This window comes from Bradyrhizobium sp. CFUWI (assembly GCF_056429085.1).
Window position 1 is genome coordinate 222,903 of sequence record NZ_JBWJZE010000003.1, and the last position, 17,111, is coordinate 240,013.

At 64.1% G+C, this 17,111-nt stretch carries 14 protein-coding genes and 1 tRNA gene; 13 read left to right on the forward strand and 2 right to left on the reverse strand.

Annotation, left to right across the window (positions count from 1 at the left end; translation table 11 throughout):
• The first annotated feature begins 182 nt into the window (after positions 1 to 182).
• Together AC066S_RS08370 and AC066S_RS08375 are read left to right on the forward strand one after the other, a co-directional pair.
• A complete protein-coding gene (locus AC066S_RS08370; protein WP_126259640.1) occupies positions 183 to 1,349 on the forward strand; it encodes an HlyD family secretion protein in 1,167 nt (388 codons plus the stop codon).
• Positions 1,346 to 2,917 carry an MDR family MFS transporter gene (locus AC066S_RS08375; RefSeq protein ID WP_135171050.1) on the forward strand — a complete coding sequence of 524 codons (1,572 nt, stop codon included), beginning with the start codon at positions 1,346 to 1,348 and terminating at the stop codon, positions 2,915 to 2,917. Before AC066S_RS08370 ends, AC066S_RS08375 begins: the two co-directional genes overlap by 4 nt.
• Positions 2,918 to 3,097: 180 nt before the next feature.
• On the opposite strand, the gene AC066S_RS08380 is transcribed toward AC066S_RS08375, so the two are convergent.
• Positions 3,098 to 3,174, reverse strand: a tRNA-Met gene (locus AC066S_RS08380).
• 368 nt (positions 3,175 to 3,542) lie between these two features.
• Between AC066S_RS08380 and AC066S_RS08385 the strand changes: the two genes are divergently transcribed.
• From AC066S_RS08385 to AC066S_RS08400, 4 genes are all read left to right on the forward strand, one after another.
• Positions 3,543 to 4,919, forward strand: coding sequence for a coniferyl aldehyde dehydrogenase (locus AC066S_RS08385; protein ID WP_478269597.1), 1,377 nt, complete (start codon positions 3,543 to 3,545; stop codon positions 4,917 to 4,919).
• 129 nt (positions 4,920 to 5,048) lie between these two features.
• Positions 5,049 to 6,641: a GMC family oxidoreductase gene (locus AC066S_RS08390; protein ID WP_478269401.1), complete on the forward strand. Its 1,593-nt coding sequence runs from the start codon at positions 5,049 to 5,051 to the stop codon at positions 6,639 to 6,641.
• Positions 6,642 to 6,946: 305 nt separating this feature from the next.
• Positions 6,947 to 7,459 (forward strand): CvpA family protein, encoded by a 513-nt coding sequence (locus AC066S_RS08395; protein WP_135171305.1) that lies wholly within the window; start codon positions 6,947 to 6,949, stop codon positions 7,457 to 7,459.
• 124 nt (positions 7,460 to 7,583) lie between these two features.
• A complete protein-coding gene (locus tag AC066S_RS08400; RefSeq protein WP_478269402.1) occupies positions 7,584 to 8,366 on the forward strand; it encodes an SDR family oxidoreductase in 783 nt (260 codons plus the stop codon).
• 49 nt (positions 8,367 to 8,415) lie between these two features.
• On the opposite strand, the gene AC066S_RS08405 is transcribed toward AC066S_RS08400, so the two are convergent.
• Entirely contained in the window at positions 8,416 to 8,892 is a 477-nt protein-coding gene (locus tag AC066S_RS08405; RefSeq protein WP_126259633.1) for a DUF3775 domain-containing protein, read from the reverse strand.
• 213 nt (positions 8,893 to 9,105) lie between these two features.
• Here AC066S_RS08405 and AC066S_RS08410 point away from each other — a divergent pair, with 213 nt between their 5' ends.
• The 7 genes from AC066S_RS08410 to AC066S_RS08440 all read left to right on the forward strand — a co-directional run bounded on the left by AC066S_RS08410 (position 9,106) and on the right by AC066S_RS08440 (position 16,704).
• Positions 9,106 to 9,954, forward strand: a complete 849-nt coding sequence (locus tag AC066S_RS08410) for an MBL fold metallo-hydrolase (protein ID WP_478269403.1) — start codon at positions 9,106 to 9,108, stop codon at positions 9,952 to 9,954.
• A gap of 247 nt (positions 9,955 to 10,201) precedes the next feature.
• Entirely contained in the window at positions 10,202 to 11,044 is an 843-nt protein-coding gene (locus AC066S_RS08415; RefSeq protein ID WP_128922277.1) for a fumarylacetoacetate hydrolase family protein, read from the forward strand.
• 136 nt (positions 11,045 to 11,180) lie between these two features.
• Positions 11,181 to 11,792, forward strand: coding sequence for a glutathione S-transferase family protein (locus AC066S_RS08420; RefSeq protein WP_126259630.1), 612 nt, complete (start codon positions 11,181 to 11,183; stop codon positions 11,790 to 11,792).
• Positions 11,793 to 11,806: 14 nt separating this feature from the next.
• Positions 11,807 to 12,676, forward strand: a complete 870-nt coding sequence (locus tag AC066S_RS08425; RefSeq protein WP_478269404.1) for an MBL fold metallo-hydrolase — start codon at positions 11,807 to 11,809, stop codon at positions 12,674 to 12,676.
• A 125-nt stretch (positions 12,677 to 12,801) separates the two neighbouring features.
• Entirely contained in the window at positions 12,802 to 13,950 is a 1,149-nt protein-coding gene (locus AC066S_RS08430) for an alpha/beta hydrolase (RefSeq protein ID WP_478269405.1), read from the forward strand.
• 65 nt (positions 13,951 to 14,015) lie between these two features.
• On the forward strand, positions 14,016 to 14,987 hold the full coding sequence (gene mbfA / locus AC066S_RS08435; protein WP_126259627.1) for an iron exporter MbfA: 972 nt from the start codon (positions 14,016 to 14,018) through the stop codon (positions 14,985 to 14,987).
• A gap of 244 nt (positions 14,988 to 15,231) precedes the next feature.
• Positions 15,232 to 16,704: an amidase gene (locus AC066S_RS08440; protein WP_478269406.1), complete on the forward strand. Its 1,473-nt coding sequence runs from the start codon at positions 15,232 to 15,234 to the stop codon at positions 16,702 to 16,704.
• Positions 16,705 to 17,111: the final 407 nt, after the last annotated feature.

The following is a 17,111-nucleotide window of genomic DNA, read 5'->3' on the forward strand; positions in this document are numbered from 1 at the left end:
ACGACAGCGGAGAGTGACCCAAAATGCCGAACGCCGCTGTGACCGCGCCTCGCGCAATTCGACCTGGCCGATATGCGGCGAATTCGTCATGCGATCTCGCAATAGGTCGCGCACTCAAGAAGGACGCAACACCGGCGCTCTGAACAATGATGCCTGAATCATCCTGAAAGGGCTCGGGAGCAATGACCTCCACCGCGACGAGCATTGAAACGGAAGGGCGCGCCCCGCCTCCCGCAGACGCTGCAACTGGGGCATCCGAACATCTGGGCAGGGCGGCAACGGAGCGGGCGCGTGTGTTGCCGAGACACTTGGTGCCAGTGATGCTGGCGATCGCGGTGGTTTGCGGCGGGACCTATGCTGGTTGGGGGTATTGGGCGCATTGGCGCTTCGAAGCGGCCACAGACGATGCCTATGTGCAAGCCGATGTCGTTTCGATCGCACCACAGGTTGCCGGGAACATCGCATCATTGTTCGTTGACGACAACCAGCATGTGAAGATCGGACAGGTTCTGGCCGTCATCGACCAACGCGACTACGAGGCAGTTGTCGAACAGGCGGCCGCTGGCGTCGAGCAGGCCACCGCCGGGATCGCGACCATCGAGGCCGAGATCGCCCAGCAGCGGGCCGTGATCCGCCAAGTCGAGGCGACGATCGATGCGGACAAAGCACAGGAGCTGTTCGCGAAGGAGAACAGTCAACGCTACGGCAAGCTTGCAGACGACGGCTATGGCTCGGTCCAGGACGCACAGCAGGCGGCCTCGCAGATCGATACCGCGACGGCGGTCGTCGCCAAGGACCAGGCCGCGCTTGATGCCGCCAAAAAGCAGATCGAAACCCTGAATGCTCAACTGGCGCAGGCCAAGGCGACGCTCGAGCGAAACGAAGCGGCATTGCGGCAGGCACGGATCAATCTCGGATACACCACGATCACCTCGCCGATTGATGGCGTCATCGGCGATCGCACGCTGCGGCTTGGCCAGTACGTTCAGCCAGGCACCCAGCTTCTCGCCATCGTCCCGCTCGCGAAGATCTACGTTGTGGCGAATTACAAGGAAACCCAACTGGCCGAGGTGCGCGCCGGGCAGCCCGTCGTGCTGGAGGTCGACGCGTTTCCTGGGAAACGAGTTCGCGGCCGCGTCGACAGCCTGGCGCCTGCCAGCGGGCAGGAGTTCGCTCTGCTGCCGCCCGACAATGCCACCGGCAATTTCACGAAGATTGTTCAACGCATTCCGGTCAAGATCGCCGTTGACCCGAGCGACCCGCTCGCCGGCATGCTGCGTCCCGGCATGTCGGTGACTGCCACGATCGACACAAGGCGCGGCGCCACGCCTCAGGGATCGCAGCGATGAGCGGCGCGATCGATGATCGAAACACCGAGCGCGCGTCACTGCGGACCTGGGTCGCCGTCTATGGCTGCATGCTCGGGGCGCTGATCGCCGTGCTGGACATCCAGATCGTCAATTCATCGCTTGCGGAGATCGAAGGAGGAATCGGCACGGGAATCGACAACGGCGCGTGGATATCGACGTCTTACCTGATCGGCGAGATCATCATGATTCCGCTGACCGACTATCTCAGTCGCGTGTTCGGCTTCCGCCGATTCCTGCTGACCAACGTGACGCTGTTCCTGACTTTCTCGGTCAGCTGTGCCTTTGCCGACAGCCTCGGCACCATGATCGTCACCCGCGCGCTGCAGGGCTTCACGGGTGGCGTCATGATTCCGATGGCATTTACCATCCTGCTTACCAAACTCCCTTCCGGACAACGCCCGATCGGGCTGGCGATATTCGCGGTCACCGCCACCTTCGGTCCTGCCATTGGGCCGACCATCGGGGGCTATCTCACCGAGCACTTTGGCTGGCAGTACATCTTCTTCATCAATCTTGTCCCCGGCGCCGTGATGCTCGCCCTGCTATTTCCGAGCCTTGACCGCACGCCGATGCAGTTGCACCTTCTCAAGGACGGCGACTGGTACGGCATAGGCTCGTTGGCAATAGGGCTTGCCTGCTTTCAGACCGTGCTCGACGAGGGCAACAAGGACGACTGGTTCGGCTCTCCCTACATCACGCATCTCGCCGTCGTCGCGGCCGTGATGTTGACGGCGTTCGCGGTCATCGAGCTGAGAAGCGACAAGCCCGCCGTGCAGCTTCGCCTGCTTGCGAATCGCAATTTTGGCCTCGGCACACTCGCCAACACACTCGTCGGATTCGGCTTGTTCGGATCGGTCTATGTGTTGCCGGCCTATCTCGATTCCGTCCAAGGCTATAATGCCGAACAGATCGGGCTTGTGCTCGCCTGGTCAGGCTTCCCGCAGCTCGTCATCATTCCTTTTGTCCCGCTGCTCCTCAAGTATTTCGATGTGCGCGTGGTCGTCTGCGCCGGACTGATCGTGTTCGCAGCGAGCTGCGTCATGAACACCCATCTGAGCTTCAACGACTCCGGGCCGCAGTTGATGTTGACCAACCTGGTGCGCGCGGTCGGCCAGTCGCTCCTCGTCGCACCCTTATCAAGCATCGCGATGGCGCACATAAAGCAGGATGAATCGGCGGCGGCGTCTGGCCTGTTCAATATGCTTCGCAGTCTGGGCGGCGCGATCGGAACGGCCGCGCTGGCCACAGTCATCACGAAACGCGAGCAGTTCCACTCCAACATCATCGGACAAGCGGTGACTTCGTTCAATCCGATCGACCAGTCTTTCCTGACCCGGATGCAACAATACTTCTTGCCCCATGGCGTGCCAGATCCGGCGCGCTCCTATCAGCAAGCCGAGATCTTGCTCGGCGAACTCGTCAAGCAACAGGCAACGATCATGGCCTATTCAGACGCGTTCTATTCGATAGCGGTAGTGCTGCTAACTGCAGTGCTTGCCGTAGCGCTCACAAGATCGCCGATGAACAAGCGGGCTTCTGCCGGATGAGCGGGGGATAGGATTTGAAACTATGGCACACCCGTCCGTCGTCGATCACCGCATGGCCGTGGATCAGCAGATTGCGAAAAGCGATGATCTTCCGTACGTCGGGCACTCGAAGCCCCCCAAAAGCAAGAAAGCCGCCCCGAAGGGCGGCTTTCTAAAACCTCGTCAAATCAGAGGCCTATTTGGTTGCGGGGATAGGATTTGAACCTATGACCTTCAGGTTATGAGCCTGACGAGCTACCGGGCTGCTCCACCCCGCGTTAAACACTTGCATGCCTTCGGTTAAATCTCGGGGACGGTCGGTTGAGGCCGGCGCTGTTCGCGTGGCTTTTCCAGTCCGTCCCAAAGGCTTCCTTGGAAGGCAACCCCGGGGCAGTGCCCATCGGGTGCGGGGCGTATGTATCAAGGCGGGCTGGCTTTGGAAAGGGCTGCGGGGACGTTTTTTTCGACTTTATGACAGGGGAATCGACCGATTTCCGCTGCATTCCCTGCGCTCTTGCCAGAAGTTCCACAAAGGGTCAGCTTGCGGCAACAAGATTAAGCTGAAACGCGCCCTCGAGGGAGGAACGCCGTGGACAAATCCCTGACGGGCGACCCGGTCGGAGCGCTGGAGGAGGCCTTCCACGCCATGGTCGCGCGGTCGCGGGACGAGCCGGCACCCGGCCTTGCCGAGCGGCTCGACCGGCTGGCGCGGCTGCGCAGCGTCGTCGCCGACAACGAGGAGCGCTTCCGGCAGGCGATCTCGGCCGATTTCGGCCACCGCTCGGCGGTCGAGACCACCATCGCCGAGACCATGCTGCTGTTCTCCGAGATCCGGCATGCCACAAAGCACCTGAAGAGCTGGATGGCGCCGCAGCGGGTGGCGACCGCGCTGCAATTCCTCCCCGCCCGCAACCGGCTGATGCCGCAGCCGCTCGGCGTCGTCGGCATCATCGCGCCGTGGAATTATCCGCTCCAGCTCACGCTCGCGCCCGCGATCGGCGCGCTCGCTGCCGGCAACCGCGTCCTCATCAAGCCGAGCGAGCTGACGCCGCATTTCGCAGCCCTGCTGAAGCAGACAATCGCCGCAAGGTTCGATGCGACCGAATTGCTCGTCACCGGCATCGAGGGCGAGATCGCCGAGGCCTTTGCGCGCCTGCCGTTCGATCACCTCGTCTTCACCGGCTCGACCCGGGTCGGGCGGCTGATCGCGGAGGCCGCGGGACGCAACCTGACGCCGGTCACGCTCGAGCTCGGCGGCAAGTCGCCGGCGATCATCGACGCCTCGGCCGACCTCGATGAAGCGGCCGAGCGCATCGCCTACGGCAAGCTGCTCAATGCCGGGCAGACCTGCATCGCGCCGGATTACGCGCTGGTGCCGGAGCCATCCCTGCAGGCCTTTGCCGAGAAGGTGCGGGCCCAGATGCGGCGGATGTTCGGCACCGATCCTTCCAACAAGGACTACACCTCGATCATCTCGGACCGGCATTATGCGCGGCTCGAAGCCCTGGTCGCCGATGCGGCGCAGCGCGGCGCGACAATCCTGCAGCCGGCGAAGGCGGACGATCCGAACTGGAAGGCACACCGCAAATTCCCGCCGACGCTGGTCGTCGGCGCGACCGCAGCGATGGCGGTGATGCAGGAGGAGATTTTTGGGCCGGTGCTCCCTCTTCTCGGCACGCACGACCGCACTGATGCCATCGCCTTCATCAACCATCGCGACCGGCCGCTGGCGCTGTACTGGTTCGGCAAGGACGGTGCCGCGCGCGACGAGGTGCTGGCGCGCACCGTCTCCGGCGGCGTCACCATCAACGACTGCCTGTTTCACTTCACGCAGATCAACCAGCCGATGGGCGGCGTCGGCGCGTCCGGCACCGGCGCCTATCACGGCGAATGGGGCTTTCGCACCTTCAGCAAGCTGAAGCCGGTGTTCTATCGCTCCAAGTTCAACCGCCTCGCCGACCTCTATCCGCCCTATGGCGGCAAGGTCGCGCGGCTGGAGAAATTGATGCGGTTCATGTCGTAGCTCACAGTCATTCCGGGGCGCCTCGAAGAGGCGAGCCCGGAATCCATCTCACAATCACAATGCGGCCAAATGGATTCCGGGTTCGATGCTCCGCATCGCCCCGGAATGACGACAATGGGGGGAACTAAATTGACCGACACATTCGATTTCGTCGTCGTGGGCGCGGGCTCGGGCGGCTGCAGCGTGGCGGGGCGGCTGTCGGAGGATGCGGGGACATCGGTCGCTCTGCTCGATGCCGGCGGACGCAACGACACTTGGCGGATCACCACGCCGTTCGGGCTCGCCCTGCCATACAGTGCAGCCAACTGGGCCTTCGATACCGTGCCGCAGAAGGGATTGAACGGCCGTATCGGCTATCAGCCGCGCGGCAAGGGGCTCGGCGGCTCCTCGGCGATCAACGCCATGGTCTACATCCGCGGCCACAAACGGGACTACGACCACTGGGCCTCGCTCGGCAACGTCGGCTGGTCGTATGCCGACGTGCTGCCCTATTTCAAGCGCTCGGAGAACAACACCGATTTCGACGGCGAATATCACGGCAAGGGCGGCCCGCTGCATGTCAACAGGCTGCGCACGGACAATCCGATCCATGACGTCTTCCATCAGGCCGCGCGCGAGGCGCAGTTTCGCATCTGCGAGGACTTCAATGGCGAGGACCATGAAGGCCTCGGCAGCTACCAGGCGACGCAGCACAATGGCGAGCGCTGGAGCGCGGCGCGCGCCTATGTGCAGCCCCACCTGGACAAGCGCGCCAATCTGCGCGTCGAGACCGGCGCGCACGCCACGAAAATCCTGTTCGAAGGCAGCCGCGCGGTCGGCATCGAATATGTGCAGGGCAAGCAGACCAGGCAGCTGCGCGCCCGCCGCGAGGTGATCCTCGCCTCCGGCGCCTTCCAGTCCCCGCAATTGCTGATGCTGTCGGGTATCGGCGACGGCGATGCGCTCCGTGCGCACGGCATTGGCGTCGTGCATCATCTGCCGGGCGTCGGGCACAACCTGCAGGACCATCCGGATTTCGTGTTCGTCTACGCCTCCGACTATCCGCACTTCGTTCACGCCTCGCTCGGCCGGCTGCCGTCCCTGCTCCGCGCCATCCAGCAATACCGCCGCGAACGGCGCGGCCTGATGACCACCAATTTCGCCGAGTGTGGCGGCTTCCTGAAGACCCGGCCCGACCTCGACGTACCGGACATCCAGTTGCACTTCGTCATCGCGATGCTGGACGACCACGGCCGCAAGAAGCACAAGCAGGCGGGCTTCTCATGCCATGTCTGCCTGCTCAGGCCGAAGAGCCGCGGCAGCGTCTGGCTGAAAAGCGCCGACCCGCTCGCCGCGCCGATGATCGATCCGAACTTTCTCGGCGAGGACGACGATCTCGAGGCCCTGGTCGCGGGCTTCAAGACCACGCGGCGGCTGATGGAAACGCCGGCGCTGCGCGCGCTGCAGAAGCACGACATGTTCACGGCGAACGTGAAGACCGACGACGATATCCGCGCCATCCTGCGCGAGCGCGTCGACACCGTCTATCACCCGGTCGGCACCTGCAAGATGGGAACGGATGCGATGGCCGTGGTCGATCCGGCGCTGAAGGTGCACGGCGTCGACGCCTTGCGCGTGGTCGACGCCTCGATCATGCCGACCCTGATCGGCGGCAACACCAACGCGCCGACCATCATGATCGGGGAGAAGGCGGCGGATATGATCCGGGGGGAGCTGCGGTAGGATCTCTTCTCCCTCTCCCCGCTTGCGGGGAGAGGGTTGGGGTGAGGGGGAGTCTCCGCGGGGACGCGGGGAGCTGGACTCGCGGAGAGTCCCCCTCACCCGGAATCTGCTCGCGCAAATTCCGGCCTCTCCCCGCACGCGGGGAGAGGCGAAGCGCTCCCCGTCATGTACCCCCGGCGCCTCCTCGACGCTTCCTGCGGGTAGCCCTGGAGTTTCGGGGCCATCCAATACAGACGATTTTAGCGATCTGAAACCGGAATGACCGGACTTGCGTTGACTTGCCCCATCAAGGCAAGGTTGTGCTCATGAACAGTTTCGATCTGGCCGTCTACGCCGCGCTCGCCGTCGCGGTCGGCTTCGGTTTCAGGACCGGCCTGCTGCGCAGCGCTATGACCATCCTCGCCTATCTCCTCGCCGCGCCGATTGCGGTCGCGCTGCTGCCGCTGATTGCGCCGCAAATTGCAGGTAACCCGAATTCACCGCTGCTGCAGAACTGGATCTGGTTCTTCGGCATCTTCGTCGTGGTCGGCATGCTGTTCGGGCATGTCGGCCGCATCGCGTTGAACGACACCATCGGCGAGGCCGGCATCGGCGACCGGCTCGGCGGCGCCGCGCTCGGCGCCATCAGGGTCGGCCTCGTCGCCACCACGCTGGTCCTGGTGTTCGACCAGATCGTGCCGGCCAACCGCCAGCCGCCGTTTCTCGTCGGCTCGCATCTGCGGCCGCTGTTCTCGATGGCGGGGCAGATGGGCTTCAAGTCGCTGCCGCCGGAAGCGGCCTCCGCGATCGACCGCCTCAAGCAGGAACGGCGGATCTAGAGCGCATTTGCATCGCTAGCGCCCGGCGCATGCATTTTGGTGCGAGCCCATCCCTTATCAGCGGCGCCGCACTTGGCTAAAGTGCCCGCCGTCCAAACCTGCCTGACATTACGGGAGTGAAACAGTGGATCTTGGGATCAAAGGTCGCCGCGCCATCGTCTGCGCATCCAGCAAGGGTCTCGGCCGTGCCTGCGCCATCGCGCTGGCGGACGCCGGCGTTCACGTCACGCTGACCGCACGCGGCGCCGAGGCGCTGAAGAAGACGGCCGACGAGGTCCGGAAGGCCTATCCCGACGTGACGGTGACCGAGATCGTCGGCGACATCACGACGCCGGCGGGCCGCGAGGCCGTGCTGAAGGCATGCCCGGAGCCCGACATTCTGATCAACAATGCCGGCGGCCCGCCGCCCGGCGATTTCCGCAACTGGACCCGCGACGACTGGATCAAGGCGATCGACGCCAACATGCTGACCCCGATCGAGCTGATCAAGGCGACCGTGGACGGCATGATGGCGCGCAAGTTCGGCCGTATCGTCAACATCACCTCGGCCGCGGTGAAGGCGCCGATCGACATCCTCGGCCTCTCCAACGGTGCGCGCGCCGGCCTCACCGGCTTCATCGCCGGCCTGTCGCGCAAGACCGTGATCAACAACGTCACCATCAACGGCTTGCTACCGGGCCCGTTTGAGACCGATCGCTTGACCAGCACCGCGAAGGGCGAAGCCGACAAGCGAGGCGTCACGCCGCAGCAGATCCTGGCCGAGCGCGCCAAGCTCAACCCCGCCGGCCGCTTCGGCCAGCCCGACGAGTTCGGCTATGCCTGCGCCTTCCTGTGCGGCGCCAAGGCCGGCTTCATCACCGGCCAGAACATTCTGCTGGACGGCGGCGCGTTCCCGGGGACGCTGTAACGTTGCTTCGCACTCTCCCCGCCCTGCGGGGAGAGTGCGTTTTGCAAGATCACCGTTGTTTCGTCGGCTCGTCTTCGTCCTGCTGGCTTGGAGCGGAGGAATCGGCTGTCGTACGCTCGTCGCTCCAGTCGATGCCGAATGCGTCGAGCCCGTCGGCGAGCAGATCGCCGAGCATGGGCTCGCCAAGCAGATAATGCACCGTTTCGCGGCGCGGGCTGCGATATTCGGTGCGGGCCTCCGCCGCGCGTGCGCGCAGATCGTCCCAATCGTCGATCGTGCCGTCGCCGCGACCGAGCCAGGTCAGCGCGACGAGATCGAGCTGCTCGTCCTCGTTCAGGGCGATCATGAAGCTGCCGAGTTCTTGGACGACAGGATCGGAGCCGTCGTCCTCGAGGACATCGAGCGCATCGTCATCGCTCGGGTTCGATCCGGAATCCGGATCGGAATCGCCCTCCTTGACGTCAAATTCGCGCGCCTTCTCGATGATGAAGGCGACTTTGTCAGCGGAAATCGCAAGCTCTGGCATGGCTCCTCCTCCGGTTCCCGCGATAACGCCGTATCGCGTCAGATGATCCATTGCGCCAAGATGCGGAAGTGCGCATGTTTCCACCGTCTTTCCCCGTCATTCCGGGGCGCGACGAAGTCGCGAGCCCGGAATCTCGAGATTCCGGGTTCGATGCTTGCGCATCGCCCCGGAATGACGGGAAGTGAAGCAAAAAAAGAAATGGGGAGCTGCCGGATGCAGTGGAAGGTCGGTCGGGTCAAGATCACCAAGGTGGTGGAATTGGAGACGGTCGGCTCGACCCGCTTCATCCTGCCGCTGGCCGGTCACGCGGAGATCCAGAAGCTGCCTTGGCTGATCCCGCATTTCGCCACTGTCGAAGGCCGGCTGAAGATGTCGATCCATTCGCTGGTGGTTGAGACGCCTTCGCGCCGCATTGTGGTCGACACCGGGCTCGGCAACGACAAGCAGGGCCGCAATGTTCCGACCTGGAACAACCGCACGACGCCGTTTCTGGAGACGATGAGCGCGGCCGGCTTTGCGCCCGAGAGCATCGACACCGTGCTGTGCACGCATCTTCATGTCGATCATGTCGGCTGGAATACGAAGCTGGCTGGCGGCAAATGGGTGCCGACATTTCCCAAAGCGCGCTACGTCTTCGGCAGGATCGAATACGAGCATTGGCGTGACCACTCCACCGAGCCGGACAAGGCGGCGGTGTTCAATGATTCCGTGCAGCCGATCGTCGATGCCGGCCGGGCCGAGCTGATCGCGAGCGACCACCGGCTCTGCGAGGAGATCAGCATGATTCCGACGCCGGGCCACAGTCCCGGCCATATGAGCATTCTGATCCGGTCGGACGGCGAACAGGGTCTGCTCACCGGCGACGTCGCCCATCACCCTTGCCAGATGGCGCACCTCGACTGGTCCTCGACCGCCGATTCCGACCCGGCGAAATCGGCCAGGACACGACGCGAATTGTTCGGCCGCTTTGCCGACACGCCGACATTGGTGATCGGCGGCCATTTCTCGGCTGGGCATATCAGGCGGGACGGAGACGCGTTCCGGTTCGTGGCGCTGGGCTAGGTCTCGTGCCCCGGACGCGGTGCAGCGTGCAACGCTGCTCCGCCGAGCCGGGACCCAGATGCCGCGGGATGGGCCCCGGCTCAGCAGCGCACCGCTTCGCGCTGCGCAGCGTCCGGGGCACGACACCTTGCCGCTCCCACCGAATCCAGAAGCCTGCAATGCGGTGCGCTTTGAGCGGTTGAATTTCCCGCCGCCCTGTTCCATGAAGCTGTTAACCGATCGGTCCAATCTCCAGGGAGAAACGAGAATGAAGCTTGTTCGTTACGGCGAGAAGGGTGCGGAAAAGCCCGGCCTGATCGACAAATCCGGCCAGTTGCGCGACCTGTCGGCGCATGTGAAGGACCTCACGGGCGAGGCCTATTCGCCGGAGAGCCTGAAGAAGCTGGCAGGCCTCGATCCCGCTTCGCTGCCCGCCGTCTCCGGCAAGCCGCGGTTCGGCGCCCCCGTCACCGGTATCTCGAAATTCGTCGCGATCGGCCTCAATTATTCCGACCATGCCAAGGAGACCGGCGCCGACATCCCGAGCGAGCCGATCATCTTCATGAAGGCCAACACCTCGCTGTCCGGCCCGAACGATCCGGTGGAGAAGCCGCGCGGCTCGACCAAGCTCGACTGGGAGGTCGAGATCGCCGCCATCATCGGCACCCGCGCCAAGTACGTCTCGGAAGCCGACGCGCTGAACCATGTCGCCGGCTATTGCGTCTGCAACGACGTCTCCGAGCGCGCCTTCCAGATCGAGCGCCTGGGACAGTGGACCAAGGGCAAGTCGCACGACACGTTCGGCCCGCTCGGCCCCTGGCTCGCGACCAAGGACGAGATCAAGGACGTGCAGAACCTGTCGATGTGGCTCGACGTCAACGGTCAGCGCCGCCAGACCGGTTCGACCAAGACCATGATCTTCTCCATGGCAAAGTGCATTTCCTACGTCTCGCAGTTCATGACGCTGCTGCCCGGTGACGTCATCACGACAGGGACCCCGCCCGGCGTCGGCCTCGGCATGAAGCCGCCGACCTTCCTCAATGTCGGCGACGTCGTCACGCTCGGCATCGAAGGCCTCGGCGAGCAGCGCCAGGAGATCATCGCGGCGTAAGCCGTGCCCTCCCGTCGTCATTGCGAGGAGCGAAGCGACGAAGCAATCCAGACTATTTCCGCAGAGACAGACTGGATTGCTTCGCTTCGCTCGCAATGACGAAAACAACCGCCGAATACTGCTTAGGACATTTCCCGTGAAGCTCACCTTCTCCCCCGCCTCGCCCTTCGCCCGCAAGGTGCGCATCGCCGCGATCGAGCTCGGGCTGATCGACAAGATCGAGCTGACGCCGGCGAGCGTCGCGCCGGGCACGGCCAACGAGGATTATTCGAAGATCACGCCGCTGAAGAAGCTGCCGGTGCTGATCACCAATGACGGCGACGTCATTTTGGACTCCTACGTCATCGTCGAATATCTCAACGAGATGGCCGGCGGCAGCCTGATCCCGGATTACGGCCCGCGGCGCTGGAAGGCCAAGACCAACCACTCGCTGATCAACGGCATGCTCGATTCCATGCTGCTGTGCCGCTACGAGAAGATGGTGCGGCCGCAGGGCCTGCAATGGCAGGCGTGGTCGGACGATCATTGGAACAGGGCCTGGACCGGCATGGCGCGCTTCGAGAACATGCCCGACGTCCTGAACGGTCCGTTCGACATCTCGCAGATCGGTCTCGTTTGCGTGCTCGGCTATGCCGATTTCCGCTTCGCCGATTGCGGCTGGCGCAAGGCCTATCCGAAGCTCGACGCCTTCCACCAGAAGATGCTGGAGCGCCCTTCCGTGAAGATCTCGGTGCCGCCGGCCGCATAACAGCTGGAGTTCTCATGAGCCTGAAATTCTCGGTCGGCGATCTCACCATCCATCGCATCATCGAGCAGGAGACCTCGTTCGTCCCGGCGCTGGAGATGCTGCCTGGGCTGACGCCGCAACTGCTGGCCGAGAACCGGGCCTGGATGCGGCAGGCCAAGGCGCTAGACGAAGAGGACGTGCTGCTGCTGTGCTTCCAGTCCTACGTGGTGAAGACGCCGCATCATACCATCCTGATCGACAGCTGCATCGGTAACGACAAGCCGCGGCCCAATCGTCCGAAATGGAACATGAAGACGGACGATACCTACCTGCGCGGACTCGATGCCGCGGGGTTCTCGGTCGACGACATCGACGTCGTGATGTGCACGCATCTGCATGTCGATCACGTCGGCTGGAATACGCGGCTGGAGAACGGCCGCTGGGTGCCGACCTTCCCGAAGGCACGCTACGTCTTCGCCAGGCAGGAATTCGAGCACTGGTCGGAGCAGAACGCGAAGGCGGAAGTCCCGCCCTTCGCCGACAGCGTGCTGCCGGTGGTCGAGGCCAACAGGCACGAGCTCGTCGGCAACGACCACGAGATCGGCGACCACGTCCGCATCCTGCCGACCCCCGGCCACACGCCGGGTCATATCGCCATCACCATGGGCCGCGGCAGGGACGATGCGGTGTTCTCCGGCGATCTCATGCACTCGCCGCTGCAAACGCTATATCCGGAGCTGTCGATCAAGTTCGACGTCGATCCGGCCAAGGCGGCAACGACGCGCCGGGGCTTTCTCGAACGTTATTGCGACACCGACACGCTGTGCTGCACCGCGCACTTTCCGTCACCATCGGCGGGAAAGATCCGGCGCAAGGGCAACGCGTTCGTGTGCACGGCGGTGTAAGGACGTTCCGTAGACTTCCAGCTCCGTCATGCCCGGGCTTGTCCCGGGCATCCACGCTCTTACAATCCGACATTAACGAAGAACGTGGATGGCCGGGACAAGCCCGGCCATGACGAGGAAACATCATGGCCGATCTCCCCGAAATCCCGCTCCCCACCGGCATCCGCTCGCGCACCATCGACGACGTCAACGGCCTGCGCATGCATGTGCTGGAAGCGGGCTTCGAGACCAGGGGGCGGCGCTGTATTCTCTTGTTGCACGGCTTTCCTGAACTCGCCTTCTCCTGGCGCAAGGTGATGCCGGCGCTTGCCGCGGCCGGCTATCACGTGATCGCGCCGGACCAGCGCGGCTATGGCCGCACCACGGGATGGAGCACTGACTACGACGGCGATCTCGCGCCGTTCTCGCTGCTCAACCTGCTGCGCGACGCGCTCGCCCTGGTGTCGGCGTTCGGCTACAGGCAGGTCGACGTGGTCGGACATGATTTCGGCAGCCCGGTCGCAGCCTGGTGCGCGCTGATCAGGCCCGACGTGTTTCGTTCGGTGACGCTGATGAGCGCGCCGTTCGGCGGAGCGCCGCCGCTGCCGTTCGACACGATCGACACATCGGCAAGGCCGCCGATCGATGACCCCGTTCATCGCGAGCTCGCCGCGCTGCCGCGTCCACGCAAGCATTATCAGTGGTACTACTCGACGCGTGAGGCCAACGCTGACATGCACCGCGCGCCACAGGGCCTGCACGATTTCCTGCGCGCCTATTACCATCACAAGAGCGCGGACTGGGCCGGCAACAAGCCCGCTCCGCTGACATCGTGGTCGGCGAACGAGCTGGCAAAGCTGCCGACCTATTACGTGATGGATCTGAACGAGACCATGGCGGAGACGGTTGCCAAGGAGATGCCTTCGCACGCGGCGATCGCCGCCAACCAATGGCTGCCGGACAGCGAGCTCGCCTATTACGCCGCCGAATATGGCCGCACCGGATTCCAGGGCGGGCTGCAATGGTATCGCTACGGCACGTCAGGCATGCTGAACAACGAGCTGCAATTGTTCTCCGGCCGCAGCATCGACGTGCCCTCCTGCTTCATCTCGGGCAAGCAGGATTGGGGCACTTACCAGCGTCCCGGCGTGTTCGAGGCGATGCAGGCGCGCGCCTGCACGCAGATGCTCGGCTGCCATCTCGTCGACGGTGCCGGCCATTGGGTGCAGCAGGAGCAGCCGGCCGAGGTCGGCCGCCTGTTGCTCGACTTCCTCGCCAAAGCCGGCACGGCCTGATTTGACCCGGGAACAATGGCTCCTATATAGTTTAGAATAATTCTAAACTACTGAAGCAGGACAGCGTGAAGACTTTTGCCGATCTGACCGAGCGCGAGGTGCTGGCGGTCGCGATTTCCTCGGAAGAGGAAGACAGCCGCATCTACATGGCCTTCGCCGAGGACCTGAAGGAACGCTATCCGGACTCGGCCAAGCTATTCGAGCAGATGGCCGAGGAAGAGCGCGGCCATCGCCACATGCTGCTGGAATTGTACGAGCAGCGCTTCGGCCAGCATCTGCCGCCGATCCGCCGCGAGGACGTCAAGGGCTTTCTGCGCCGTCGCCCGATCTGGCTGACCAAGAACCTGCCGCTCGACACGATCCGAAAGGAAGTCGAGACCATGGAGCTCGAGGCGGAGCGCTTCTATGCGAAGGCCGCCGAGCAGGCCGAGGACGTCAACGTGCGCCGACTGCTCGGCGACCTCGCCGAAGCCGAGAAGGCTCACGAGCACACCGCCGCCAGACTGACCGACGAGATCCTCAGTCCCGACGTGCGCGCCGAGGAAGATCGCACGCGGCGGCGGATGTTCGTGCTGCAATATGTGCAGCCGGGCCTCGCCGGCCTGATGGACGGCTCGGTCTCGACGCTGGCGCCGCTGTTCGCCGCCGCCTTCGCCACCCACCAGAACTGGCAGACGTTTCTCGTCGGCCTTGCCGCCTCGATCGGCGCCGGCATCAGCATGGGCTTTGCCGAAGCGCTGTCCGATGACGGCTCGCTGACGGGGCGCGGCTCGCCCTGGCTGCGCGGCGTCACCTGCGGCGCGATGACCACGCTCGGCGGGCTCGGCCACACCGCGCCCTATCTCGTGCCCGACAGCTGGGCCAACGCGTTCTGGATCGCAACGGCGATCGCCTGCGTCGTGGTGTTCTTCGAATTGTGGGCGATCGCCTTCATCCGCTCGCGCTACATGGACACCCCGTTCCTCCAGGCCGTGTTCCAGATCGTGCTCGGCGGCGCGATCGTGCTCGCGGTCGGGATATTGATCGGGGCGGCGTAGACGCTCCGAGTGTCATTCCCCGCGAAGGCGGGGAATCCAGTATTCCAGAGAAGCTTGTGATCGGACCGAGAAGCCGCGGCGTACTGGATCGCCCGCCCCAGTGCGCAAGTGCGCACAAGGCGGGCGATGACACCGGCGGACGCCGCCTTCCCGCGATTTCGAACATCAATCGCGATCAAGCAGCCGTTGCGGCATTCGGCCAAACTGCACATCATCGTCCGACAACAGGAACAGGAGACGCGCGGTGGCCAAATCGGAATGGAGTTTCAAGAGCGCGGTCGAGCTGTCGGCCGCATTGAGCGCGAAGAAGGTCTCCGCGGTCGAGCTCACCCAGGACGCGATCGCCCGTATCGAGCGTCACGACGGCAAGATCAACGCGATCTGCGTCCGGGATTTCGATCGCGCCCTTGCTGCCGCCCGCGATGCGGACGCCGCCCTGGCACGCGGCGAGCGCAAGCCTCTGCTCGGCCTGCCCGTGACGGTGAAGGAATCCTTCAACATCGCCGGCCTGCCGACCACCTGGGGATTCCTGCCGCAGAGGGATTTCAAGCCTACCGAAGACGCCTTGCCGGTGGCACGCATCAAGCAGGCCGGCGGCGTGATCCTCGGCAAGACCAACGTGCCGGTGGGCCTCGGCGACTGGCAGAGCTACAACGACATCTACGGCACCACGAACAACCCCTATGATCTCGGCCGCACGCCGGGTGGATCGTCCGGAGGATCGTCGGCAGCCCTCGCCGCAGGCTATTGCGCGCTCGCCACCGGCTCCGACATCGGCGGCTCGCTGCGGGTGCCGGCCTTTCATTGCGGCATCTTCGCGCATAAGCCGACTCTCAATCTCTGCCCGGCCCGCGGCGAGACCCCGCCGCCGTTTCCGGCGATTCCGCGCGAGGGCGACCTCGCCGTCATCGGGCCGATGGCGCGCACGGCAGCAGATCTCACCCTGCTGCTCGACGTCATGGCCGGGCCGGATCCGCTGGACGCCGGTGTCGCCTACAGGCTCGACCTGCCCGCTGCACGGCATCATTCGTTGCGGGACTTTCGCGTCCTGGTGATCGACAGCCACCCGCTGTTGCCGACCGACGCGAACGTCCGCGGCGCAATCGACAGGCTCGCAACCGATCTGTCGAAGGCCGGCACGCGGATCGCGCGCGAGAGCGGCCAGCTCCCGGACTTCGCGGAGACGTCGCGGCTCTACATGCGCATGCTCCTGAGCTTTCTCGGCGCGTTCTTCCTGCCGGATGAGCTTGCGGATGCGCAAGCCGGGGCGAGCCAGCTTTCGCCCGAGGATCGCAGCCTCGGTGCGGAGCGACTGCGCGGCATCACCGCAAGCCACCGCGCCTGGGTGCTCGACGCAGGCAGCCGCGCTGGCCTGCGTGCGCAATGGCGCGCGCTGTTCAAGAGCTTCGACGCGGTGATCTGCCCGATCATGCCGACGCCGGCCTTTCCGCATGACCATTTGCCGGACCAGAGCCTGCGGCGTATCAGCATCGACGGCAGGGATTACCCCTATTCCGATCAGCTCGCCTGGCCGGGTATCGCGACGTTGCCGGGCCTGCCTTCGACGGCCGTTCCGCTGGGCCTGTCGAAGGACGGCCTGCCTGTCGGCGTGCAGATCGTCGGCCCGTGGCTGGAGGATCGCACGCCGCTCAAGCTTGCCGAGCTGATCGAGCGCGAGTTCGGCGGGTTCGTGCCGCCGAAGATGTTCGACGATTAGTCGCCCGTCATTGCGAGTCGCTCTTTGCGACCAAGCAATCCGGAAATCCGTCCGCGCTGGGAGATCGGATTGCTCGGTTCCGCCTTGCGACGGCGGACAAGTCGCTCGCGATGACGGCGTAAAACAATGTCGAGATTCCGGGTTCGCGCTCCGCGCGCCCCGGAATGACAGCGGAAGAGATCGACGGCCGCCTGTAAAGAAATCGCTAACCAAACAATCTTTTCCCAAGCAATGTGCAAACTGCACATCTGAGATTTATACAACTAGCAATTGTTCTCCCGTCAAGACTGCAAGTCACGAAAGGATCGTCAGGAGGCTTGGACCTCGCGGGCGTCACGACAATGCGCTGCGAAGTTCGAAGTGCTTGTGAACCTGGCGAAGGGTACCGCTCGAAGCCAAGAGTGATT